Below are 23805 nucleotides of genomic sequence, written 5' to 3'. Positions count from 1 at the left end.
CAAGCGCTTTTCAGCATTGTCGAATGAATACTTTTTTGGGATGAGTATTCGATGCTAGTATATCGGCACATCGGAGCTCGGACAATGGGATTTACTCTTTTTTTACAAAATTTACGTAAAGTTTAGATTTTACTTCATTTAATTAATGATCAAAAAAGAAACCGTTGTCATTTTCTTGTATTCATATTATGATGAATACATAAAGAATGCGTAGAAAAATTTTAGTTAGAGAAATAACAACGTTATTATTTTGAGGAGGATATGAAATGAAACCGTTTATTCACGATGATTTTATGCTGCAAAATAAGGTAGCGAAGAAGCTATACCATGAACATGCCGCACATATGCCGATTTTCGATTTTCATTGTCACTTAAGCCCACAAGAGATTAGTGATAACCATCAATTTTCGACGATCTCGGAGATTTGGTTACATGGTGATCATTATAAATGGAGAGCGATGAGAACGTTAGGGATTGATGAGCAGTATGTGACAGGTTCCGCATCGGATGAAGAGAAATTTCAGCAATGGTCAAATACGGTTCCGAATACGATTGGTAATCCATTGTATCATTGGACACACCTTGAATTGAAACGATATTTCGGAATTGACGAGCTATTAAATGAGCATACGAGTAAGCGGATTTGGGAAGCAACGAATGAGCAGCTACAACAGCCTGAATTAACGACCCAAAGCATTATTGAAAAGTCAAACGTTCGTGGGATTTGTACAACAGATGATCCGACAGATAACTTGGAATACCATAAACGAATTGCGCTTAATCAAGACATTAAGACAGTTGTATTGCCTACGTTCCGACCTGACAAGGCGATCGAAATTCAGCAGGAAGGCTTCCAAAGCTATATTCAAAAACTAGGAGAGTCAGCGGATATCTCGATTCAGCGTTATGATGATGTACTGAAAGCGTTAGAAAGTCGAATGAATGTCTTTGCTGAAGTAGGGTGTGTCGTTTCTGATCATGGAATTCAAACATTACCATTCGAATCGGTTACGAAAGAGGAAGCTGATCGTATTTTTGAAAAACGAATGAGTGGTGAGCATATTACAGAGCGAGAAATTGAGAAATATCGTACGTATACAATGATCTTCTTAGGAAAGCAATATCATCAACGTGGCTGGGTCATGCAGCTTCACTTAGGAGCAATTCGAAATAATAATAAACGAATGTTTCATAAGCTAGGTCCAGATAAGGGCTTTGATTCGATGTACGATTTTAATATGGCTGCGTCATTAAATGGCTTTTTTAATAAGTTAGATTCGACTGATCAATTGCCGAAGACGATCGTCTATAATTTAAATCCGATTCACAATGAGGTGATCGCGACAACGATAGGTAACTTCCAGTCATCTGATGCGCGAGGGAAGCTCCAATTTGGATCAGGCTGGTGGTTTAACGATCAAAAGGTAGGTATGGTCAGACAAATGACGGATCTAGCGAATCATGGGTTACTTAGTACATTTGTTGGGATGTTAACGGATTCAAGAAGTTTTCTGTCTTATACACGTCATGAATATTTCAGACGAATTCTATGTAATGTAATAGGTGAGTGGGTAGAGCTTGGTGAAGCTCCTGAGGATTATACGTTACTTGGGAAAATGGTTGAGGACATTTGCTTCCATAATGCCAATCAATTCTTCGGTGTAGAGCTTGAGCGATAACGAGAATAAGGAGGGACGAAGATGACGACTGTTGCAGATTACTTGCAAGTTCACACAAAAGATAATGTAATTGTTGCTCTGAAAAACTATGAAACTGGTGAACGGATCTCCTTTCAGAATCAAGATGTTACATTACGAGAAGCCGTTGAAACAGGGCATAAAATTGCGATTCGACCGATTGAAAAAGGCGAGAACATCATTAAATATGGTTACCCAATTGGTCAAGCTACGAATAAGATTTCAATCGGTGATTGGGTTCATACACATAATGTCGCGACGAACCTGTCGGGTACGTTAACCTATGAATATAAGCCGAAAAATCTCTCTTTTCAGTCATTGCAAACAGATCGAACCTTCCAAGGCTATGTCAGAGCGAATGGTGATGTCGGCATTCGGAACGAAATTTGGGTGATTAATACCGTTGGCTGTATTAATAAAACGTGTGAAACCGTAGCTAAGACGGCAAATGACATGTATAAAGGCGAGAACATTGATGGTGTCTATCACTACCCTCATTTATTTGGCTGTTCACAGCTTGGAGATGATTTGCATAATACGCAAAAAATCTTAAGTAATTTAGTTCATCATCCGAATGCGGCGGCTATTTTGGTAATGGGACTAGGCTGTGAGAACAATTACATTGAGTTTTTTAAGCAAGTGCTAGGTGATTATGATGAAAAGCGGGTTCGTTTTATTGAAGTGCAGCAGGTTGATGATGAAATTGAAGAAGGATTAGATGCAATGGAAGAGCTTGTTTCCTATGCGAAAACCTTCAAGCGTCAGCCTGTTCCAATATCGAAGCTGAAGGTTGGTTTGAAATGCGGTGGATCTGATGGGTTTTCAGGCATTACAGGAAATCCGTTATTAGGAGCTTTCTCTGATAAATTAATTGCCCATGGTGGCTCAACGATCTTAACCGAAACGCCTGAGTTATTTGGTGCAGAGCAAATTCTTATGGAACGTGCACAGGATGAGGGTGTTTTTCATAAAGTCGTCGACATGGTCAATGGCTTTAAAGAGTACTTTATCAAGCATGATCAAAATGTGTATGAAAATCCATCGCCTGGGAATAAAAAAGGTGGGATTACAACATTAGAAGAGAAATCACTCGGCAATGTTCAAAAAGGTGGATTTGCGCCGGTTGTTGATGTGCTTGATTACGGAGGGAGGATGAAGGAAGCTGGCTTAACCCTTCTTGAAGGACCAGGAAATGATCTAGTCTCTGTAACGGCATTAGCTGCATCTGGTGCGCACATTGTACTCTTTACAACAGGACGTGGAACGCCGTTTGGTGGACCTGTTCCAACAGTGAAAATATCAACGAACTCGGCCCTTTACAATAAGAAGAGAAGATGGATTGACTTTAATGCAGGACAATTAGTGGAAGGAAAGGATAAAGACGAATTAACGGATGAGTTTTTTGACTATATAGCCGCGCTTGCATCAGGTGAAGTGCAAGCAAACAATGAAAAATATGGCTTTAAAGAGATTTCTATTTTCAAAGATGGTGTTATTTTATAGGGGGAAGGAGTGTGAAAGATGAAGACATTGACGAAGCAGTTGTTGGAAACGGAAGGCTCACAAAGTGCTGAATATGTTGAGCTTGATCATTTACCAGAAAAGGTTCTTCAGTTTGGAAAAGGTAATTTTCTTCGGGCTTTTGTGGATTGGCAAATTCATCAGCTGAATAAGCAGCATTTGTTCAATGGGAAAGTGGTGATTTATCAGCCTTCCCCACATGGACAGTCAAAGGTGTTCTTAGAGGATCAGGATTTTCTATATACAGTGGTTCTTCGTGGAATTGAGAATGGAAAGAAGGTTGATACGAGTGAAGTAATTTCATCTGTTTCACGTTCATTATCCTATGATCAATGGTCGCACGCTTTGAAGCTTGCGAGTTCAGAAGAGCTTGAGCTTATTATTTCGAATACGACGGAAGCTGGAATCACTTATGTAGCAGAAACACCACCTAACCAGGAGGACATTCCGAAGTCGTTTCCGGCAAAGCTGACGATGTTCTTATTTGAACGTTATCAACGCTTAGGTGAACGAAAGGCCCCTGGGCTTACGATTTTACCTTGTGAGTTAATTGAGCAAAACGGAACAAAGCTCAAGGAATATACGATGAAATATGCGCGAGACTGGCAATTACCAGTAAGTTTTATTGAGTGGATTGAGAATAAGAATACATTTTGTAATACGTTAGTTGATCGAATTGTGACAGGTTATCCACACGATTCGATAGAGGAATATCATGAGCGGTTAGGATATGAGGATAAAGGATTAACTGTCGGAGAGCCATATCATTTGTTTGTTATTGACGGTGGTGAAGACGTTCAGCGTACGCTTCCTTTATCAGCAGCTCAACTGAATGTGAAATGGGGAGATATTACACCATATCGTGAAATCAAGGTGAGACTGTTAAACGGTCCGCATACGATGATGTTCTCAGTCGGGCATTTATTTGGCTTAAGGACGGTACAAGAGGTCATGGAAACGGAATCAACTCGTCAATTTGTTGAAGCGGCTTTTCATGAAATCAAACAAGTAGTGAGCGGTGATGAGCAAGAGAAGGAAGCCTTTATAGCTAGTGTGAAGGAGCGTTTTCTCAATCCGTATAATCACCATCATTTATTAGATATCGGGTTAAATGCTATTAATAAATTTAAAGCTCGCTTGCTACCTACATTGAAGCGCTTTGTAGAGGAAAAGGGAGAATTACCACAATCAATTGTTTTTTCGATGGCTTCATTGTTTCTTTATTATAAACCAATTCGAAGAGAAGATGATGGTCTAGTAGGATTACGTGATGGTGTCGAGTATAAAATGAAAGAAAATGAAGACGTTCTATCATTAGTCACACAAGCGTGGAAGTTTTATGATAAGGGCGGTGAGCTTGCAACGGTGGTTTCTTCACTTTTACAAGCCGATCATGTCTGGGGAGAGGATGTATCACGATTACCTGGGTTGCATGAAGCTGTTACAAATTATCTTCAACTGATGCTAGAAGAGGGAATGAGTAGTGGTCTTGAACGTTTGTTAAATGATTGTGAAATAACCGGTTAAAAAGAATTGAAGCACGAGTTAGGAAAATATATTTAATGGGATCATAACAACGTTGTTAGACAATGACGATAAGGAGATGGGAAAAATGAGAAAAAAATACGTATTAATCGGAACGGGTGGAAGAGCAGAATTTTTCTACGGATCATTAGCAAAGGATTTTAAAGAGACTGGGGAATTAGTCGCTTTTTGTGATGTAAATCAAACGAGAATGAACTATGCGAATAAGCTATTAGTTAGTAAATATGATCATCCAGAAGTTAAAACCTATTTGAATACAGAGTATGAAAAAATGATCAAGGAAGAGCAGCCTGACTTTGTCATCGTGACAACGGTAGACCGTACACATCATACGTATATCATTCAGGCGTTAGAACTAGGATGTAATGTCATTACGGAAAAGCCGATGACAGTTGATGCGGAGAAGTGTCAGGAGATTATTGATGCGGTTAATCGTACAGGTAAGGAAGTTCGCGTAACCTTTAATTACCGTTATGCGCCACACAATACAAAAATTCGTGAACTCATTCGCGATGGTGTGATTGGCGATGTGTATTCTGTTAACTTCGAATGGGCACTTGACACTCAGCACGGGGCCGATTATTTCCGTAGGTGGCATCGTGATAAGAGAAACAGTGGTGGTCTGCTTGTCCATAAGTCGACTCATCATTTTGATCTTGTGAATTTCTGGTTAGGGACAGAGCCAGAGACCGTTTATGCGAATGGTGGTTTGCGTTTCTATGGTAAGGAAAATGCAGAAGCTCGTGGGGTGAAGCAATTCTATCAACGTGCTCACGGCAATGAATATGCCAAGGATGACCCATTTGCAATACAGCTTGAAGACAATGAGCATTTAAAGGCGATGTATTTAGATGCTGAGAGTGAGGATGGCTACCAGCGTGATCAAAGCGTATTCGGTGATGGCATTAATATTGAAGATACACTTGGAGTGATGGTCCGTTACAAAAATAAGGCGATCTTAACGTATTCATTAAATGCTTATTTACCGTGGGAAGGGTTCATTATATCCTTTAATGGTAGCAAAGGCAGGATTGAAGTGAAGGTGAGAGAGCAATCCTACATTAATTCAGGTGGCGAGAAAGCGGATGAAGGAGCTATCGAAGAAAAGGCCATAACTGTTCTACCTATGTTTGGTCAACCTTATGAAATAGAAGTGGTTGAAGGTGAAGGTGGCCATGGTGGGGGCGACCCTGTATTGCTACAAGATATATTTGGTGAACCTGGTGAGGATGAATTCCAACGAGCTGCCTCCCATGTAGATGGAGCGAAATCAATTCTAACAGGAATTGCTGGCAATATTTCATTACAAACGGGCCAAGCTGTGAAGGTTGATGAGTTGATTAAATTATAAATTTTGATGTGAGAAGACAAAACGCCTTTGAGAGATGACTCTCAAAGGCGTTTTTATGTTATTTCGTCTGGTGACATTGGAGGATGTGTTCCACCCATGTCAGTTCATTTTTTGTCATGCATAGTAGAGGCTGGAGACATCTTATAATTAGTGTCTCTATTCAAAAAGTATGATAAATATCCTTTCGTTTACAAAAAATTAACAATTCTTATCATGAAATTAATGGATACGGAAGGTGTAGGTCTATTAATCTATAGAGAGGATGAGACTAATAGACTATAGAGTAGGTTAGGGGGGTTCAAATGAACCGAATGAAACGAATACTTCATAAATTGAATAGACAAGTTCCGTCGGTATCTATTCGTCAAAAGCTGTTAACGATTTTTATCACGATTCTTTTGCTATTCACTTTGACATTTAGTATTCAAATTGTTCAAGTGTTAGACGTGGAAAGTCAAATTAAAGAGATGGCTAATAGTACGGAAGATGCGATTCTGCTCTCTTCTATTAATTCGCTTATGAAGGAGAAGTATATATTAGTAAATGAATTTGTTGAACGTGGTGGCTACGTCGAGCCGTCACTAGAACAAGCGGAAGGACAACTAGGCGAGTTGTTTCTCGAATTAGAAGTTAGTAGTCAATCTGATATTCAGCATTTAATTTCAGAAAAGAATCATGAATTTAACGGGATTGTTGATCAAATTTTTGATGGTACTGGTAGTACGATGAGCCATATGTCAACACTTTTTCTACACATTCAAGATATAGATCGAACGATTCTGAATTTCTCTGATGAAGTATTAGAAGCGACGGAGACCAATAGGGCAAGGAGTATGGAGACGATTCAACAGTCTCTTCAATTGTTTGTTGTCACATTTATTATCGCAACTGTTGTTGGAATAGGGTTCATCTATGTGTATAGTAGAAGGCTGAATAAACGTTTACGTGCTGTTGTAAACATCACAGATGAGTTAAGTCATGGGAACTTAGCTATTCAAAAGCTCTCTACTCATTCGACTGATGAAATAGGAAGGTTGAGTCTTTCGATTAATGATATGCTTGACCAGTTGAAACGACTTGTTCAGCACATTGCTGAATCGTCACATAAAGTAAAGAGCTCATCAAGTGTATTAAGTAATCATGCTTCTGAATCATTACAAGCAGCCGGAATAATCTCTCATTCGATGACAGAAATACTAGTAGGGACAGAAGAGGTGCTACGAACCTCGCAAAAAGATGAAACTCACATTCAAGAATTGTCCTACACAGCAAGAGAAGTGAAGAATTACATGCTAACAGTTGATGAAAGAACCGAACAATCTAAGGTGTTAACAACAAATGGTATTCATAAGATCCAAGCAGCTAAACGACAAATGGCCGATATTTATGATAGAACAACTAGCTCAGTTACGATGATTGCTGAACTAGACAAGAAATCCAAGGAGATCACGTCGATCTTGAGCATGATTACATCTATTTCCGAACGAACGAATTTGCTCGCTATTAATGCATCCATTGAAGCTGCACGTGCAGGGGAGAATGGTAAGGGCTTTGCCGTAGTGGCGAGGGAAGTTCGCCAGCTAGCTGAACAGTCAGGAAAGGCGGCAAAGAAAATTGCTAGTCATATTGGTGATATACAATCAGATATTACAAAGTTTGTTACGGTCACAAGCTCTAGTCATCAATCTGTCCATCATGGAATGGAATTAATGGATGAAGCTTCGTCCATTTTTACATCAATCACAGAGGCGGTTGATGATGTCTCAACAAATGTTGGGGAAACGACTTCAGCGGTGACAATAATAGATGAGTCAATCGTTCAATTGCATCAGCGTATGAGTGATACAACGAAAACAATAGAAGAAAATGCCCACTTCGCTGAACAAGTAGCAGCCTCCACAGAGCAACAGCATCAAGCAATAACAGAAGTAACTGTAACAGCAGAAGCTTTATCTAGTATGGCGCTAGAGCTTGAACTAGCAGTACAGGCATTTAAAGGGTAAAAGAGAAAGCTCCTTTCTCATCACATTTTGGTGAGTGAGGGGTTCTTTTTAGGTTATAGTTCCGTTTTAAAAAAGTCATATTCTTATAAAAAAAGTCATCACTTTCGAGGGGAAAGTCACAACCTTTCATATTCATATAAAAGCACGGTTTATTTTTAGTATGATGAATGAAAGAAAGGGGGGAGCGTCATTATGATAAATGAGCAACCGACTGTCCTTATTATTGACCATGAAGTACATGTTCATCAAATAGTAAAGGCATCTCTAGAGCACAGTGGTTATCAAATTAGGAGTTGTTATTCTGGGAAACAAGCGATATCCGAGGTTACCAAATATCAACCGGATCTTATTTTAATGGAGGCTGCCTTGCCTGATATAGATGGAATCTTTATTTGTCAGCAACTCAGGAGAACGTTGGATATTCCTATTCTGTTTTTAAGTGTAAAAAATGAAGAAACGGATAAAATTGTAGGCTTAACTGTAGGAGCTGATGACTACATATCAAAACCGTTCGGAACAGGTGAGCTCATTGCTCGCATTAAGGCACATATTAGAAGAACCATGCTAAATGTGATGAAAGATAAACTACCAAATTCGTATAGATCTAAAAATGAAGTGATATCCTTTCATTCAATGACCATTGATGAACAGCGTTGTGAGGTGGTGTTAGAAGGACAATTTGTTGAATTATCCTCGAAGGAATTTAAGATTCTTGTTCTGTTCGCTAAAAACCCAGGAAGAGTTTTTGAGCCCGAAGAAATTTATCGCCTTATATGGGGGTGTGATGGGTTAGATGATTTTCGTACAGTAGCCGTTCATATAAGTACGCTTAGAAAGAAGCTCGAGAAACAAGGGTCTTATCGAATGATTCAGAACATAAGAGGATTAGGATATAAGCTTGAATTACGAGAAAGTAGAATTCCAAATGAAACTTAAAGATTCTTTATTGTATTATAAACTCAATTTTAGGTTTATTTTAAGTGAAATTTTTATACTATAAATAAGCATAGCAGTCGTGCTTATGCTTAGGGGGAATTTCTAGAAAGGGACGTGATTGATCGTGAATTCAATGGAACAGCTATTTGATTTTCTAGAGATTGTACGTCATGATATTAGGTTGAAGCATAACGTTCAAGCTTTACTAGAGCAAGGGAAGGAGGTGTTTGTAGAAGGGCTTGTGACGTTGGCAAACAACGAGTATGGTTACTCGTTAGATAAAGGTGAGATTATGCGTATCATTGAGGATGAGATAGAGGTTACTTTTGAAAATGGGCAACAACCAAATCAGATTACGAGTATCGCAACATCAACAGTATATCATTGTAAATAAGCAATGAACGTTATTAAGTCTCACAAGAGTGGTTTCTAAAGCTCATGAGGCTTTTTTATTTGGAAAAAATTCACCTCATTTCTTTGTAGAATGGATCAACTTAATTTAAAACACCATTTTAATGGAACTTTAACTTTCATTTAATTGTATTTAAACCTAAAATGATAAGGTTTAGATGAAGGTAAAGAGAAAGTGGGGAGTGGGTGACGTGCTTACTTCATTTGAGAACTATCAGTTAGCGCTGAAAGCGAGTTATTATGAGTTGTTGAATGACGTATTTTTTAAGTGGAGGACCGTAGGAGGTTCGACTTCTTTATATAATAAGTGGTTCGTGAAAGCCGAAGATCATGATGAAAAAAGCGCTTCTCATAAACCGTTGGAATCACCTAATTTGCACTTAAATGAACGTGAAAGTCCATGGGATAGTGAGGATTTAGAGCAGCTTTTTTTAGTGGAAGCTGAATCGATTTTTAAGGAGATATGGCATAGTAAGATAGAGAATGGTGACGATGAAGTGATGTGGTCTGTAAAGCAGCGGGAAGGTTCGGAGGATAAAGGGTCGTCTACTGGTTGGGATTTATATGAAGGACGTACCGGTATTGCTCTGTTCTTTGCTGCGTTATATGCGATTAATAGGGATGAGTTAGTGAAGGAAGCGGTTAAGAAAGTGATCTCTCCATTTTTTGACGAGATTCAAAGTGGATTAGGAACGGATAAAGAAACGATTCCATTAGGCAAGGCACATGGAATAGCTGGGATTGTTCAGGCTCTTTTTCTCATAGGTGAGTATGTAGATGAAAAGAGTTATATTGAAAATGCGTCGGCAATTCTTTCTCGAGTAACCGTATTGAACATTCAGTCTGATCAGCTTTTAGATATTTTGGAGGGAACAGCTGGGTTATTATCCGTTGTGTCTGATTTATATGAACAAACAAAGGATAAGAATATGATCACATTAGGCAATGCTTTAGCAGAGCATTTAATGGAGTGTCGAGTTGAAAGTGAGCTAGGAGTAAAAGTTTGGTTATCTGATGATGGAAATCAGCTATTAACAGGGTTTGGTCATGGGATATCGGGGATGGCACATGCCTTGTATAAGTGGTATAGGGTCACAGGGCATCTTCCTTATGAAATAGTTGCTGAAGAGGTGTTACAATATGAAGGTTTGATGAAAGAAAGCAGTTGGACTGACTTTAAGGACAGGAGTCATTTTGATACGCTGGAGCAACCATTCATGGCAGGTTGGTGTAGTGGAGTTCCTGGAATTGGTTTAGCTCGACTTACGGTGTTTCAAAAAGCTGATATAAGCTTCCGACAGGATTTGAAAAGAGCTCTAGCATTTACGGAATGGTCTTCTGTTCAAGGTGTTGACCATCTCTGTTTTGGAAATGCGGGGCGATTGGACTTTTTATTAGAGGCGTCAATCGTGATGAATAATGATCATTTATTTCATACTGCTAGACAGAAGCAAAAGTGGGTCATAGAACAGAAGCAAGTCCGAGGTCATTATGTACTAAATTTGGAGGATGAAATGAGCTTTTATCCATCTCTTTTTCAAGGTCTATCAGGGATTGGGTATGTCATGTTACGCTGTATAAACGCAAAAAAGATTCGAAGTATTTTAACATAGACAGCAGAGGGGTGCGAGGGTGGCTAAAAAGGATTACAATAATGAAATAAGTGAAAATCATACGTTTGGTTATTTAAAACATGATCAATTACATTTGATTTCTGGAGGGGATACACAACATTCCATTCAGGTGTGTTCCCGTTGTGATTCGCGAATCGCCGTACAAGGGCTAGACATTTGTGGTGTATGCTATCGGCGTGAACGCATAAAGGGAATATAGTGTAATGAAAGCTTTTCTTATGACGAGATTGGGAGAGGATGATCCTTTTTTACAGAATCTAACGGCAACTAGTTGACCAAATAAAGAGTGATGTATATTGTGAATAGTAGGGATAAAAGTGAAAGGGGTGACGATTTGGAATACACAGATCAGATGAAAAACAGAGTGAAGCGTGTAGAGGGACAAGTTAAGGCAATACTAAGAATGATGGAAGAAGGCAAGGATTGCAAAGAACTCGTTGTTCAAATGACAGCGGCTCGAAATGCTTTAGATCGGACAATAGGTGTCGTTGTAAGTACAAATCTCGAATCTTGTGTACGAAAGCAAATTGAAAAAGAGGAAGACACGGAAGTATCGATTCAGGAAGCGGTTAATTTACTTGTTAAAAGTAGATAGTTTCGATTATTTCAAGTAGGAGTGAGTGATAAATGAGTGTGATTGAACATAAGAAGGAAGCACCTAAAACCGTTCATTGTAAAGTCATTACGGTTAGTGATACAAGAACATTTGATACAGATAAAAGTGGTACATATATAAAGGAATCATTATTCAACCAAGGTCATAAAGTTGCTGAGTATGAAATCGTCAAAGATGAGCAAAAGGAGATACATGACTCCATTATAAAGGGCGTTCAAGCTGCTCATATTGATGCGATTTTGTTAAATGGAGGTACAGGTATTGCGGATCGTGATGTAACCATTGAAACGGTTAAGGCACTCATAACAAAGGAAATCGTTGGATTTGGTGAATTATTTAGAATGTTAAGTTACACAGAGGATATCGGTCCTGCTGCGATGTTAAGTCGAGCCATTGCGGGAGTGAGTCGTCATACAGCTATCTTTGCTATGCCTGGCTCCAGTGGTGCGGTAAAGTTAGCAATGGATAAGTTAATTATATCTGAGCTAGGTCATGTTATGAGAGAAATACGTAAGGACATGTAAAATGAATATTCAATCCTGTTTAAGGGTGTCCCAAAGGAAGAGGTAGATCTTTTTTGGGGCATTCTTTTTTTTAGGACAGGGATTTATAAATGTTGTAGAAGGAGGTTAGGGAAGAATCGAGGGAGATGGAGGTGAATTCGCAGGTGGCGTTGGCTTCGCACATTACACGTTTTTATGGAAGAGCTCCACTTTCATAAAAATTTAAAACCTTTGTAACGGCTCCGCGCAACGCTTTTAAGAAAAGACGCTGTCGCGTTTTTCTTAATCAGAATTAGCTCGATCTGTCATTCGCCAATTGATTAGACCGATGATCATGAAGATGATGAATAAAAATATATACACACGTGTCGACCAGTTACCGATTCCGGTAAAAGCAAGAAATAACCATAGCAGAGAAGCGATAAAAAACAAAACACTACCTACAGGCATTTTATTCATATGAAAATCCCCCTTTCATGAGGACATCGAAAAGGTTAAAAACAAATGTTATCAGTGTCTTCCCTTTCCCCTCTTTTCTTGTTAGTTTCTCCACCTTTAAGCGAAATAATCTTCACATAAAAAAGAGAATGTATCGTTTTTATATTGAACGTTGCTCCATACTTCGCTATAATTGATATTCATTATCATTTATGGTGATATAGAGATAGAAAATATGTGAGGAGTGGAGAAATGATTAAACGGTTTTTCTCCTATTATCAGCCTTATAAAGGCTTGTTTATATTAGATTTTTCGTGTGCGGTCTTTGTTGGACTACTAGAGCTTGCGTTTCCTCTTGCGGTAAACCTAGTGATTGATCGATTATTAGATACGGGGAATTGGTCACTCATTTTTTGGGCTTGCTTTGGTCTGTTATTGATCTATGCTCTGAATACAGGCATGCATTATATTGTTACGTATTGGGGGCATATGCTCGGAATTAACATTGAAACAGACATGCGGAGGAAATTATTTAAGCATATGCAAAAGCTTTCTTTTAGCTATTATGATCGAAATAAAACGGGTCATTCCATTTCGAGACTAACAAAGGATTTAGAGGAAATTGGTGAGGTAGCTCACCATGGTCCAGAGGATGTTTTCGTTGCTATTATGACGTTAGTTGGGTCGTTTATATTAATGGTCACGATCAATTGGAAGCTAGCCATTCTTTCATTTTTAGTTATCCCATTATTAACGTATTGTGCGATTTATTTTAATAAGAAAATGACTGGGACGTTTCGGAAGATGTTTAATGACGTGGGTGAGATTAATGCACGAGTAGAAGATAGCATTGGTGGAATCCGTGTCGTTCAAGCATTCGCGAATGAGAAGCACGAACAAAAGCAATTTGCTGTCAATAATCATCGTTATCGTCAGACGAAGCTTCAATCTTATAAGATTATGGCGCAAAATGTAACCGCAAATTATATGTTTATGCGTATTATTACACTATTTACGTTATTATTTGGTTCGTTCTTTGTCATTAGTGGGGAGTTAACGAATGGGGAATTTGTCGCTTTTATATTGTTAGCCAACATTTTATTAGGCCCGATTCAGAAAATTAATGCGGTCATTGAGAGCTATCCTAAAGGCATTGCTGGGTTTAAACGATATACAGAAATTTTGGATACGGAGCCTGACATTGAAGATGCACCAAATGCCAAGGACGTGACGTTACAAGGAGATATTTCATTCAACAATGTGACGTTTGGCTATGAAGGGTTAACACCCGTATTAGCTAATATTGATTTATCGATAAAAAAAGGAGAAACCGTCGCTTTTGTTGGGCCTTCTGGCGCTGGGAAAACGACGTTGTGTAGCTTACTTCCAAGGTTTTATGAAGTGGTGGATGGAGAAATCACGATCGATAACGTTCCTATTCGTGAAATGAAGCTTGATTCATTACGAAGTCAAATTGGTATTGTGCAACAGGATGTGTTCTTATTTTCTGGGACCATTCGGGAAAATATTATGTACGGCAAACTGGATGCAACAGAAGAAGAAATCATGGAAGCGGCCAGACAAGCTCAGCTAGAATCATTTATCGACGCTCAGCCTGATGGCTTAGATACAGTCATTGGGGAAAGAGGAGTGAAGCTTTCCGGTGGTCAGAAGCAACGACTTTCGATTGCTCGCATGTTCTTAAAGAACCCACCTATTTTAATTTTAGATGAAGCGACATCTGCCCTTGATACGGAAACGGAAATTGCAATCCAAAAGGCATTAACACGATTATCTGTAGGGAGGACGACATTAGTGATTGCCCATCGATTAGCAACGATAAAAAATGCGAATCGCATTGCTGTTGTCACTCAGGATGGTATAGTAGAACAAGGAAGCCATGAGGAGCTATTACAACAAGGTGGGAGCTATAGTCGGTTATATGAAGCGCAATTTGGACAAGAGCATGTTCAAGTATAGCTTCATTCTATTAATTCGTGGTTGATTAAAGGAGTTAAGAAGATGAGCGAAAGCAACGTACTCATTATGACATCAGTAGAAGCAGAGAAACAGGCAATTGAAGCAGGCTTAGGAAGAAATAGGCGATTTCATGTGAAGCTGGCAGGAGTTGGCCCAGTTGAAGCAGCGGTTGCAACTGCATTAGAACTGGCAAGAGGTTCCTATCAATATGTGCTGAATATGGGAATTGCCGGTGGCTTTGAAGAAAGAACTCCGGTCGGGTCTATTGTCATTGCTTCGAGACAAATTCTTGCAGACTTAGGAGTGCAAACGGATGAAGGCTTCCAAAAGGTAGAAGCATTAGGTTTTGGTCAATCAACATTAGTACCAGACGAAACGTATGTTGATGAATTAACTCTTTTTGGGAGCGATTCAAATATAAGCATGCAAGTTGGCGAAATATTAACATTATCGACGGTAACAGGAACGGCAAAGCGAACGATTGAGTTAAAGGAACAATATCCTAAAGCGGCCGCTGAAGCGATGGAAGGGTTTGGCGTTGGTTTAGCTGCGAGTAAAGTAGGGATACCGTTCATGGAAGTCAGAGCTATTTCCAATGTGATCGGTCCACGGGATCGCGATGCATGGCGAATTGCCGATGCATTGCAAGCATTAAAGGAGACATCTCAATATATAACGGAGGTATTATAACATGAACATTGCATTTTCCCCTTGTCCGAATGATACATTTGTCTTTCATGCTTGGGTACATGGGTTAGTTGCAGGTGCTCCGAAGCTTGATGTGACGTATGCTGATATAGACAAAACGAATTTTTGGGCTGCAGAGAGAACAGGTCCAGAAGTGATGAAAATTTCCTATGCGGCCTTACCGTGGGTTCTTGAGGATTATGCTCTACTTCCTTGCGGTGGCGCGTTGGGAAGAGGATGTGGACCGTTGTTATTAACGGCCAAGCCTTCCACAAACCCTAAGCAATTACAAGGAGCAACAGTAGCGGTTCCGAGTGAACGGTCAACGGCGTATTTGCTGTTCCGCTTATTTGCTGCTCAGCAAGTTCATGGGGGAATCGGACAAGTAGTCGTCATGCCTTTCCACGAGATTATGCCAGCTGTTCGTGACGGTAAGGTTGATGCAGGGTTAGTCATTCATGAAGCAAGATTCACATATCAAAACTACGATTTGCATATGCTAGTCGACCTTGGTGACTGGTGGGAGAAGGATACAGGACATCCAATTCCATTAGGAGCTATTATTGCTAAACGATCGCTCGATAAAGAGGAGATAACGAATTGGATTAGAGCCTCCGTTCAAGAAGCTTTTAAACACCCTAACCAATCAGCAGAGTATGTTGCTACTCATGCTCAGGAAATGTCAGAGGCTGTGACTGAGGCCCATATCCAATTGTATGTGAACGATTATACACTTGATTTAGGAGAGTCTGGCTACGATGCGGTTGTAGAGCTATTAGGAAGAGCAATGCAGGAGCAGCTAGTACCTGAATTTGATTTATCTTTACTTAAGACATGAAAGAAAGAGGGTACCAAAAGGGCAAACAGACCTTTTGACACCCTCTTTTCATTTATCGTCTTGAACGTAATGCGGTTTGCGCTAGAAAGGTAATATAGGATTCATCCTGTACGAGCCAAGCTTGATAACGGCGTTTTATGTAGGACTCGCCTTCTAAAAAAGTTTCAAAGGTTTTGTAAGGTGCATGGTTATGCTCTAACATCCAATTCTCGTGATAAGGGTAAAGGTAATAGAGAGCGCCGTCCTCTGAACGATAAAGTGTCCCATTTTCTGATTCTTTTACATTATGTTTATTATGAATAGGATCAACGTGTAGAGGTTTTAGTGGAAATGCCCCTTTGACAAAGAACTCGAAAGCAGAGTCATTTAACGCTGCACCCGCTGCTTTTGCATGACCGCCCCCCTCGTATTGTTCAGCTACCATTGATACGTCTATGTGGTCGTGGATCGTGCGAAAACTCATTTTACGTTGTCCGACATTTAAGATAGCAATGTAATCAAGGTGTGGGGACTCCTTCCCTAGCTTATTTCCTAGCTCCGAATGATATGCTTCTGCGTGGACGATTCCGACACATTTCTCTTCAAGCATCACTTGTACTAACTCACGGCGTTTGCGCTTAATATAGCGAGTGATCTTATCCTCTTCGATATCGAGAATTTTATCTTCAAAATCATCAAATTTAAAGTTGTTAGACGTAGGTAGTCGTTGTACCATCCTGTCTTCAAAATCATCGATAGACAGTAAAAAAAATAAATCATTTAACCGTTTTGAACGGAAATTTTCGTTGCGATCCCATTCCCAAGTATCCCATTGACGTACTAGTTCGACAAATTCATCCAGAGCTTGAGAACGCTGTAAGTAATCCGATTTGATTAAGAAATCGTAAAGTAAGGATGTGGCAGATGCAAGCTTGCTTTCTTCGTGAGCTATCTCAATGTGCGCCCACGAATGATCGTTTAGGTGTAAGGCTGTTTTATGATGGTCAATCAGTTGGACACTTCCGCCTGCTTTTATAAATGTATGGATTCGTTGTTCGTTATCGCTGTTTATAGATAAATCAGTAATCCATAATGAATCAGCCGTTTTTGCTGTTTCAAGGTGTTGTTCAATTTTTTGATCCAATCGCTGGATGGATACATATTGAATTTCTACGTTTGAGCCAAAGGCCAGTCGGGCTAATATCCCACAGCTAACACCATCAAGGTCATTATGCGAATATAAATAGTGCATGGTTTTATTCCTCCTTATGTCTAGTATGAAGCAAATGGTATAAATATAAAGGTATTATTTAAAAGATCTTGTTCAAAAAGCATAAAAAGTATAGCAATAACTCCATTTGCTACGCGTCTTGTGGTGTGTGGATTTCTCGCCACAAAAATGGTAAAGCAAATGTAACGTTATAGCAGTTGATAAAATGGTATGATGGAAATAGACTGGTTGAAGTAGAATGGAGGAAGTAAATGGAAACAACAACAAAACGAATTAATGAAGTAATTGAAAATATTGAGCGTGTCGTTGTTGGAAAAAGAGATGAAATTAAACTTAGCTTAGTTGCCATGTTTGCCGGTGGGCACGTCCTGCTTGAAGATGTGCCGGGGGTAGGGAAAACGATGATGGTCAAAGCGATTGCGAAATCTTTAGGTGCTGACTTTAAACGAATACAGTTTACTCCGGATCTCTTACCATCTGATGTAACTGGAGTTTCAATTTACAATCAACAAACACAGCAATTTGAATTCCGCCGAGGCCCAGTTATGTCTCATATCGTGCTGGCGGATGAAATAAATCGTACATCACCAAAGACTCAAGCAGCTTTGCTAGAGTCACTTGAAGAAAGTAGTGTAACAGTTGACGGGGAAACAATTAAATTGGACAAGCCTTTTTTTGTTATGGCTACTCAAAATCCTGTTGAGTATGCTGGAACGTTTCCTTTGCCAGAAGCACAGCTGGATCGCTTTTTATTGAAATTGAAGCTAGGTTATCCTGATGAATTAGAGGAATTTGAGGTTCTGACTAGAGTCCAATATGAGCATCCTCTTGAGCAATTGCAATCGGTTATGACAACGCAAGAAGTATTATCTATTCAACAGGAAGTATACAATGTGTTTGTTAGTGATGATGTGAAGGGATATATTGTCGAACTTGTTCAAGCAACGAGGAAAAATCGACTCGTTGAACTCGGAGTGAGTCCTCGTGGGACGATTGCACTTATGAAGGCCGCTCAAGCATTTGCCTTTATTGAAGGTCGTGAATTTGTTATTCCAGATGATATTCAGCACTTAGCTCCATTTGTTTTAGCTCACAGGTTAATTTTAACGGATGAAAGTAAAATGACAAACAGACAAGAGAGGCAAGTCATTCGCCAAGTGCTTGATCAAGTGCCTGTTCCGGTGATAAAACGAAAGGTTTCACAATAAAATGACACGTTGGATGAAAGTGGCATTTAAGTATGTTTTTCTTGTTATCATCATTGGTGCATTATTTGCATATGCGATGTTTCAAGGTGGCTTTGTAAGTTGGTATTTATTCTATAGTGTTATAACCATTATTGTTTTAATGATGGTCGTCACTCTTTTTCCTTTTAAAGTGAAGCAAATACGACGAATCATCTCTGAAGAAGCAGTGGAGGTGGGGGGGACTGTTGATGTGACTGTCAAAGTTGAAAAATACCCATTCCAGCCCTTTTTCTTCGTCAGGATCTTTGATGAACTACCAGGAAGATTACAGCAAGAGGATACACCTGGAGCTTTGTTTTTCTTTTCGTTTCAAAGAACATTGTCCTTTACGTATACGATTAGCAACTTGAAGCGTGGTGTGTACCGTTTTGGAGAGGTGAAGTGTAAGTTTGGAGATTTGTTCGGGTTGTTAGAAGTAGAACGAACATTACAAGGTGACGAAACAGAGATTCTTGTATATCCATCCTTTCATTATTTACGCAGCTTACCTCCGGTTGCTCAGCAGAGAGAGAGAGAGGGTCAACGTAATCGTACATCTCTTCAAGAAGATCGTTCTCTTGCTGGTGTGAGGCAGTATGTTCCGGGGGATCGGTTAGCCAGTATTAATTGGAAGCAAACAGCACGTTCCTCTGACCTCATGTCCAAAGAATTTGAATCGTTTCAAGGTGAAGGTGCTTTACTCGTCTATGATTCCTTTTCGAAGAAGTCAAATCAGCCCATGTTTGAACAATCGATTGAGTTAGCGACTTCTCTATTAGCGACGCTTATGAGAAGACAGTCGTATGCTCGCTTTTATATTCGGAAGGATAGATGGGAGTCGATAACGGTTCATCAATCAATGATCCCTGCGTTACAAGCGCTTGCTTATGTTGAGCCAAATCGCCAACCTATTGAAGCCATTGACGGAGTATATCGGAAATGGAGTGGGACGCATATTTACTATGTTTGTGCAGTGCTTGATCAAGCTTTGCTAGCGGCATGTAGAACACTCCAAGCTCAACGAGTAACGATGACGATATGTACTGTAGCACTTAAAGGAACAGATCCGAGAGTCGTAAGTGAATTAGAGTCTATAGGTGTAAAAGTGGTTGAAATTAGCTAACAGGGGGAGAGAGTTTATGCGCTCAAATAGAAAAAAACTTGATTTAAGCAGAGACTTTCTTCTTTACGGATTAAGTTTTTTATTATTAATGGAATGGCTTTTGCCACTTCCGTATGTAGCTGATACAGGTTATATTCATATTTTTGTGTTGTGTACAGCTGTGTTTTTCTTTATTACGTTTTTACAATTACCTGTTGGGTTATCGGCTTTAATGAAAGTTGCGGTCGTCTTTTATGGGTTATTTTTAGTGTTCTTTCAAGGTCAATTTTTTTCGTTTGAATGGGTAGGTGCTATTCTTGAAGATGTAGCCTTGAATATTAGCTATATGTTAGGCGGTAGCTGGCATGCGTTAACGGATTTATTTCGTAGTTTGCTTTTCTTTGTCTTGCTAGCGATTATGAGCTATTTATTATTTTATTGGATTGTTTACGCACGGCGAATGCTTTTTTTCCTTATTTTCACTGTCATTTATGTAGCGATTATCGATACATTTACGGCGTATGATGCGACCTTTTCTATTGTTCGTACGTTTTTTATTGGTTTTCTTTTACTAGGGCTTGTGACGATGTATCGATTCATTGAACAAGAACGATTACATGCAGCTTCTACTATGCTACCTGTTAGGCTAAGTGGGGTGCTGATTACGATTCTTGTGTTAGGAGGGGTATTTGGGTTTCTTTTCCCTAAGCCTGAGCCTCAATGGGCTGATCCGGTTCCGTATGTCCGAGCAGCAGTAGGGTTAGAGTCAGGAAATGATCCTGTTCAGCGGATTGGCTATGGTGATTTTGATGAACAGCTAGGTGGGGGGTTCGTTGATGATCATACGATCGTATTCTATGCGGCTGTAACTGAGGAGCATTACTGGCGTGGTGAAACAAAGGATCTTTATACGGGGAGAGGCTGGGAAACGACAACCCCCGAACGAATGAAAAACCCGCTTTATCGCACAGAGAGAGAAGGAGCTATTTCAGTTGAGCAATTAAGTACAGAAATTGCATTTGAAGGCGAAGAGTCACGTTTTGATCATATCTTTTACCCTGGTGATTTCGTTGAATTGACAAGTCATGACACCATTGATGTTGTTGTTGATCAATATTCTGAACGTGCGAATACATTTAGAGAAGAAGAAGCTATTGCTTTGACCCGCTATCGATATGATTATGTGTATCCAAGCTTCCATGTGGACGTACTGCAGGCAACAAATGAAGAAGATCCAAATGATATTGTGGATTATTATACGCAGCTGCCTGATACTTTACCTGATCGTGTACGTGAATTAGCTGAGGAAATTGCTGTAGATGAAGACAATCGTTATGATCAAGCAAAGGCGATTGAAGCGTATTTTCGTTTATCCGATTTTGTTTATGAAACAGAGGATGTTCCCATTCCTAGTAGTGGTCAGGACTACGTTGATCAGTTTTTGTTTGAAACGAGAAGAGGCTATTGTGATAATTTCTCTACTTCAATGGTCGTGATGCTTCGTACGCTTGATATTCCTGCACGTTGGGTGAAGGGGTTTACACAGGGGACGGAGGTCGAGCAACTAAGTCAAGATCGCTCGGTCTATGAGGTGACAAACTCTAATGCGCATTCCTGGGTCGAAGTGTATTTTCCTGAGGTTGGTTGGGTCCCGTTTGAACCGACACAAGGCTTTGCTAACATGTATGACTTTCTTGAAGTTGATGAAGAGGAGAGCGAAACGAACGGAGAGGATCCGCTAGATGTGACAAGTGAAGAGGAAGAGCTTGAGGAAGAGGAACAGGAAGAGGAGCCAGAAATAGAAGAGGAAGAAGAACAAACACAAGACCTCGGAGCAACGTCACGGAATTGGACGATTCCAGGGGGTCCGTGGATTCTTGTTGGACTCCTGCTTTTAGCGGTCATTGTTATGGTTATGAAGAGGAAGAGTGTGGTTTTCTATATTCTTCTTAAAAGGTATGAGAAAGCGACAAAAAAGGAAGCGTTTGTTCCGGCTTACGAGCATCTTCTATGGTTACTACGGTATAATGGATATCATCGACAATCTGGTGAAACGATAAGAGCCTATGCACGAAGAATGGACGATCAATTTGTAACCGATGAAATGGAAGCTATGACAGAGGAATATGAGCGTATTCTCTATAGTGAAAAGTCAGAGCATTCGAGTTGGCTTGAGCAAAAAGCACGTTGGTTAGCTTTTGTGAAAAAAATGAATTCTTGACCAAGATATAGTAGGTTGATAAAATGAATCAGTGTTTAACGTTGAAAAGAGACCTTCTTTAACTGTTAAGAAAGGTTGTTTAAGTGTACAAGGCATAAATAAGTTTACGGAGCATGTTAATAGCTTCAGAAAAAGGGTGGGTAAGGATGAGTGAATTGAATCAAGAAATGATCGTCGTGTTGGATTTTGGTGGCCAATACAATCAACTCATTACACGTCGAATTCGTGATTTAGGTGTGTACAGTGAGTTGAAATCGAATAAAATGACGGCAGAAGAAATCAAGAAATTAAATCCAAAGGGAATTATTTTCTCAGGGGGACCTAATAGTGCATACGCCCAAGGGGCTCCTCATTGTGACCCGGCGATATTTGATTTAGGAATTCCGATATTAGGTATTTGTTATGGTATGCAATTAATGACACAGCATTTTGGTGGAAAAGTAGATGCAGCAGACCACCGAGAGTATGGAAAAGCGGCGATTCATGTTCAAAATCAATCTGCTTTGTTTAAAGGATTACCGATTGAACAAACTACGTGGATGAGTCATGGTGATCTTATTTTGGCACCACCTCCAGGCTTTGTTGTTGATGCCTCTAATCCATCATGTCCGGTGGCAGCGATGAGTAATGAAGATCAAAAATTCTATGGTGTTCAGTTCCATCCGGAAGTACGTCATTCGGAGTTTGGTGATGACATGCTGAAGAATTTCGCTTATGAAGTATGTGGCTGTACGGGCGAGTGGTCAATGGAGAATTTCATTGAAGTCGAAATCGAAAAAATCCGTGAAATTGTTGGAGATAAACAAGTCCTTTGCGCATTAAGTGGTGGAGTAGACTCATCTGTTGTTGCTGTGCTAATACATAAAGCGATTGGTGATCAGCTCACGTGTATGTTTATCGATCACGGCTTGCTTCGAAAAGGGGAAGCGGAAAGTGTCATGGAAACGTTCCGTGAAGGCTTTAATATGAATGTCATCAAAATTGATGCTAAAGACCGTTTTCTAGGGCGTTTAAATGGCGTGTCTGATCCTGAGGAAAAGCGTAAAATCATTGGAAATGAATTTATTTATGTGTTTGAAGAGGAAACGAGCCAATTAACAGATATGGATTTTCTTGCACAAGGAACTCTGTACACAGATATTATTGAAAGTGGAACAGATACTGCACAGACGATTAAGTCTCATCATAACGTAGGTGGTTTACCGGAAGATATGAAGTTTACATTAATTGAGCCACTCAATACGTTATTTAAAGATGAAGTACGTAAGCTTGGGTCTGAGCTAGGCATTCCGGATGAAATTGTTTGGCGACAGCCATTCCCTGGTCCAGGGCTAGGAATTCGTGTCTTAGGCGAAATAACAGAGGATAAATTAGAAATCGTTCGTGAATCTGATGCGATTTTACGTGAAGAAATTAAAAAGGCTGGGCTTGATCGTGAAATTTGGCAATATTTTACCGCCCTCCCGAACATGAGAAGTGTCGGTGTCATGGGAGATGCGAGAACGTACGACTATACTGTTGGCATCCGTGCCGTCACATCAATAGATGGCATGACTTCGGATTGGGCTCGTATTCCGTGGGATGTACTTGAAATCATTTCAACACGAATTGTTAATGAAGTGAAGCATGTGAATCGAGTGGTGTATGATATTACGTCTAAGCCTCCTGCGACGATTGAGTGGGAGTAATAATAGATGCCCTAAAAGCTTTGGTAACACGAGAGCACTGAGAAAGTCCTTTCTAATAATTCAAAATCGTTGCGCGCCTTGCTATGAGAAACCCACTCATATCGAGGTCACTGAAAAAGTCCTTTCTAGTAACTCAAGGAAGAGTAATGGCTCCGCTCGTTGCGCGCCTTGCTATGAGAACCCCACTCATTGCAAGGC

Annotated in this window: 20 protein-coding genes; 18 read left to right on the top strand and 2 right to left on the bottom strand. The window is 39.8% G+C overall.

All coding sequences use genetic code 11. The annotated features are described in order from the left end of the window. Nucleotides 1–266 precede the first annotated feature (266 nt). The 11 genes from uxaC (at nucleotide 267) to ACERJO_RS12245 (ending at nucleotide 12238) form a co-directional block, all read left to right on the top strand. Nucleotides 267–1679 carry a glucuronate isomerase gene (gene uxaC, locus ACERJO_RS12295; protein WP_247107121.1) on the top strand — a complete coding sequence of 471 codons (1413 nt, stop codon included), beginning with the start codon at nucleotides 267–269 and terminating at the stop codon, nucleotides 1677–1679. Between the two features lie 21 nt (nucleotides 1680–1700). Next, nucleotides 1701–3200, top strand: coding sequence for a UxaA family hydrolase (locus ACERJO_RS12290; RefSeq protein WP_247107122.1), 1500 nt, complete (start codon nucleotides 1701–1703; stop codon nucleotides 3198–3200). A gap of 18 nt (nucleotides 3201–3218) precedes the next feature. Continuing rightward, nucleotides 3219–4745 carry a tagaturonate reductase gene (locus tag ACERJO_RS12285; RefSeq protein WP_373647665.1) on the top strand — a complete coding sequence of 509 codons (1527 nt, stop codon included), beginning with the start codon at nucleotides 3219–3221 and terminating at the stop codon, nucleotides 4743–4745. 85 nt (nucleotides 4746–4830) lie between these two features. After that, nucleotides 4831–6114 (top strand): Gfo/Idh/MocA family oxidoreductase, encoded by a 1284-nt coding sequence (locus ACERJO_RS12280; protein WP_373647664.1) that lies wholly within the window; start codon nucleotides 4831–4833, stop codon nucleotides 6112–6114. 302 nt (nucleotides 6115–6416) lie between these two features. Next, nucleotides 6417–8117 (top strand): methyl-accepting chemotaxis protein, encoded by a 1701-nt coding sequence (locus ACERJO_RS12275; protein ID WP_373647663.1) that lies wholly within the window; start codon nucleotides 6417–6419, stop codon nucleotides 8115–8117. A gap of 192 nt (nucleotides 8118–8309) precedes the next feature. Next, nucleotides 8310–9053: a response regulator transcription factor gene (locus tag ACERJO_RS12270; protein WP_247107125.1), complete on the top strand. Its 744-nt coding sequence runs from the start codon at nucleotides 8310–8312 to the stop codon at nucleotides 9051–9053. A 124-nt stretch (nucleotides 9054–9177) separates the two neighbouring features. Further along, complete coding sequence (locus ACERJO_RS12265) at nucleotides 9178–9447, top strand: hypothetical protein (protein ID WP_247107126.1); 270 nt, start codon at nucleotides 9178–9180, stop codon at nucleotides 9445–9447. A 208-nt stretch (nucleotides 9448–9655) separates the two neighbouring features. Further along, nucleotides 9656–11077: a lanthionine synthetase LanC family protein gene (locus ACERJO_RS12260; protein WP_373647662.1), complete on the top strand. Its 1422-nt coding sequence runs from the start codon at nucleotides 9656–9658 to the stop codon at nucleotides 11075–11077. A gap of 19 nt (nucleotides 11078–11096) precedes the next feature. Beyond that, complete coding sequence (locus tag ACERJO_RS12255; RefSeq protein ID WP_247107128.1) at nucleotides 11097–11297, top strand: hypothetical protein; 201 nt, start codon at nucleotides 11097–11099, stop codon at nucleotides 11295–11297. A gap of 135 nt (nucleotides 11298–11432) precedes the next feature. Next, nucleotides 11433–11693 carry a metal-sensitive transcriptional regulator gene (locus ACERJO_RS12250; protein WP_247107129.1) on the top strand — a complete coding sequence of 87 codons (261 nt, stop codon included), beginning with the start codon at nucleotides 11433–11435 and terminating at the stop codon, nucleotides 11691–11693. Nucleotides 11694–11725: 32 nt separating this feature from the next. Then, nucleotides 11726–12238: a MogA/MoaB family molybdenum cofactor biosynthesis protein gene (locus ACERJO_RS12245; RefSeq protein ID WP_247107130.1), complete on the top strand. Its 513-nt coding sequence runs from the start codon at nucleotides 11726–11728 to the stop codon at nucleotides 12236–12238. Nucleotides 12239–12499: 261 nt separating this feature from the next. Here ACERJO_RS12245 and ACERJO_RS12240 read toward each other — a convergent pair whose 3' ends face one another. Beyond that, nucleotides 12500–12676, bottom strand: coding sequence for a hypothetical protein (locus ACERJO_RS12240; RefSeq protein ID WP_156315003.1), 177 nt, complete (start codon nucleotides 12674–12676; stop codon nucleotides 12500–12502). A gap of 231 nt (nucleotides 12677–12907) precedes the next feature. Between ACERJO_RS12240 and ACERJO_RS12235 the strand changes: the two genes are divergently transcribed. From ACERJO_RS12235 to ACERJO_RS12225, 3 genes are read left to right on the top strand one after another with little or no spacing between them, the layout of a single operon-like run. Next, nucleotides 12908–14635 carry an ABC transporter ATP-binding protein gene (locus ACERJO_RS12235; protein WP_247107131.1) on the top strand — a complete coding sequence of 576 codons (1728 nt, stop codon included), beginning with the start codon at nucleotides 12908–12910 and terminating at the stop codon, nucleotides 14633–14635. A gap of 42 nt (nucleotides 14636–14677) precedes the next feature. After that, complete coding sequence (locus ACERJO_RS12230) at nucleotides 14678–15325, top strand: futalosine hydrolase (protein WP_373647660.1); 648 nt, start codon at nucleotides 14678–14680, stop codon at nucleotides 15323–15325. A gap of 1 nt (nucleotide 15326) precedes the next feature. Beyond that, the gene (locus ACERJO_RS12225; protein ID WP_247107133.1) at nucleotides 15327–16160 is read left to right on the top strand and encodes a 1,4-dihydroxy-6-naphtoate synthase; all 834 of its coding nucleotides are present in this window, start codon (nucleotides 15327–15329) and stop codon (nucleotides 16158–16160) included. A gap of 52 nt (nucleotides 16161–16212) precedes the next feature. On the opposite strand, the gene ACERJO_RS12220 is transcribed toward ACERJO_RS12225, so the two are convergent. Continuing rightward, nucleotides 16213–17391: a DHH family phosphoesterase gene (locus tag ACERJO_RS12220; protein WP_373647658.1), complete on the bottom strand. Its 1179-nt coding sequence runs from the start codon at nucleotides 17389–17391 to the stop codon at nucleotides 16213–16215. A gap of 230 nt (nucleotides 17392–17621) precedes the next feature. Here ACERJO_RS12220 and ACERJO_RS12215 point away from each other — a divergent pair, with 230 nt between their 5' ends. The 4 genes from ACERJO_RS12215 to guaA all read left to right on the top strand — a co-directional run bounded on the left by ACERJO_RS12215 (nucleotide 17622) and on the right by guaA (nucleotide 23607). Beyond that, nucleotides 17622–18578 (top strand): AAA family ATPase, encoded by a 957-nt coding sequence (locus ACERJO_RS12215; protein WP_247107135.1) that lies wholly within the window; start codon nucleotides 17622–17624, stop codon nucleotides 18576–18578. A gap of 1 nt (nucleotide 18579) precedes the next feature. Then, nucleotides 18580–19719, top strand: a complete 1140-nt coding sequence (locus tag ACERJO_RS12210; protein WP_373647657.1) for a DUF58 domain-containing protein — start codon at nucleotides 18580–18582, stop codon at nucleotides 19717–19719. A gap of 16 nt (nucleotides 19720–19735) precedes the next feature. Further along, the gene (locus ACERJO_RS12205) at nucleotides 19736–21919 is read left to right on the top strand and encodes a transglutaminase TgpA family protein (protein WP_373647656.1); all 2184 of its coding nucleotides are present in this window, start codon (nucleotides 19736–19738) and stop codon (nucleotides 21917–21919) included. Between the two features lie 146 nt (nucleotides 21920–22065). Then, the gene (gene guaA, locus ACERJO_RS12200) at nucleotides 22066–23607 is read left to right on the top strand and encodes a glutamine-hydrolyzing GMP synthase (protein WP_373647654.1); all 1542 of its coding nucleotides are present in this window, start codon (nucleotides 22066–22068) and stop codon (nucleotides 23605–23607) included. The last annotated feature ends 198 nt before the right edge of the window (nucleotides 23608–23805 follow it).

This window comes from Halalkalibacter sp. AB-rgal2, from assembly GCF_041821005.1.
Classification (GTDB): Bacteria; Bacillota; Bacilli; order Bacillales; family Bacillaceae_D; genus Halalkalibacter.
This window is presented reverse-complemented; position numbering and strand designations above follow the sequence as displayed.

What these genes read in the sequence shown, in the direction of transcription:
- guaA (WP_373647654.1), top strand. Translation starts at nt 22,066, where the DNA reads ATGAGTGAATTGAATCAAGAAATGATCGTCGTGTTGGATTTTGGTGGC.
- ACERJO_RS12285 (WP_373647665.1), top strand. Translation starts at nt 3,219, where the DNA reads ATGAAGACATTGACGAAGCAGTTGTTGGAAACGGAAGGCTCACAAAGT.
- ACERJO_RS12275 (WP_373647663.1), top strand. Translation starts at nt 6,417, where the DNA reads ATGAACCGAATGAAACGAATACTTCATAAATTGAATAGACAAGTTCCG.
- ACERJO_RS12240 (WP_156315003.1), bottom strand. Translation starts at nt 12,676, where the DNA reads ATGAATAAAATGCCTGTAGGTAGTGTTTTGTTTTTTATCGCTTCTCTG.
- ACERJO_RS12280 (WP_373647664.1), top strand. Translation starts at nt 4,831, where the DNA reads ATGAGAAAAAAATACGTATTAATCGGAACGGGTGGAAGAGCAGAATTT.
- ACERJO_RS12270 (WP_247107125.1), top strand. Translation starts at nt 8,310, where the DNA reads ATGATAAATGAGCAACCGACTGTCCTTATTATTGACCATGAAGTACAT.
- ACERJO_RS12220 (WP_373647658.1), bottom strand. Translation starts at nt 17,391, where the DNA reads ATGCACTATTTATATTCGCATAATGACCTTGATGGTGTTAGCTGTGGG.
- ACERJO_RS12210 (WP_373647657.1), top strand. Translation starts at nt 18,580, where the DNA reads ATGACACGTTGGATGAAAGTGGCATTTAAGTATGTTTTTCTTGTTATC.
- ACERJO_RS12290 (WP_247107122.1), top strand. Translation starts at nt 1,701, where the DNA reads ATGACGACTGTTGCAGATTACTTGCAAGTTCACACAAAAGATAATGTA.
- ACERJO_RS12230 (WP_373647660.1), top strand. Translation starts at nt 14,678, where the DNA reads ATGAGCGAAAGCAACGTACTCATTATGACATCAGTAGAAGCAGAGAAA.
- uxaC (WP_247107121.1), top strand. Translation starts at nt 267, where the DNA reads ATGAAACCGTTTATTCACGATGATTTTATGCTGCAAAATAAGGTAGCG.
- ACERJO_RS12235 (WP_247107131.1), top strand. Translation starts at nt 12,908, where the DNA reads ATGATTAAACGGTTTTTCTCCTATTATCAGCCTTATAAAGGCTTGTTT.
- ACERJO_RS12205 (WP_373647656.1), top strand. Translation starts at nt 19,736, where the DNA reads ATGCGCTCAAATAGAAAAAAACTTGATTTAAGCAGAGACTTTCTTCTT.
- ACERJO_RS12225 (WP_247107133.1), top strand. Translation starts at nt 15,327, where the DNA reads ATGAACATTGCATTTTCCCCTTGTCCGAATGATACATTTGTCTTTCAT.
- ACERJO_RS12245 (WP_247107130.1), top strand. Translation starts at nt 11,726, where the DNA reads ATGAGTGTGATTGAACATAAGAAGGAAGCACCTAAAACCGTTCATTGT.
- ACERJO_RS12215 (WP_247107135.1), top strand. Translation starts at nt 17,622, where the DNA reads ATGGAAACAACAACAAAACGAATTAATGAAGTAATTGAAAATATTGAG.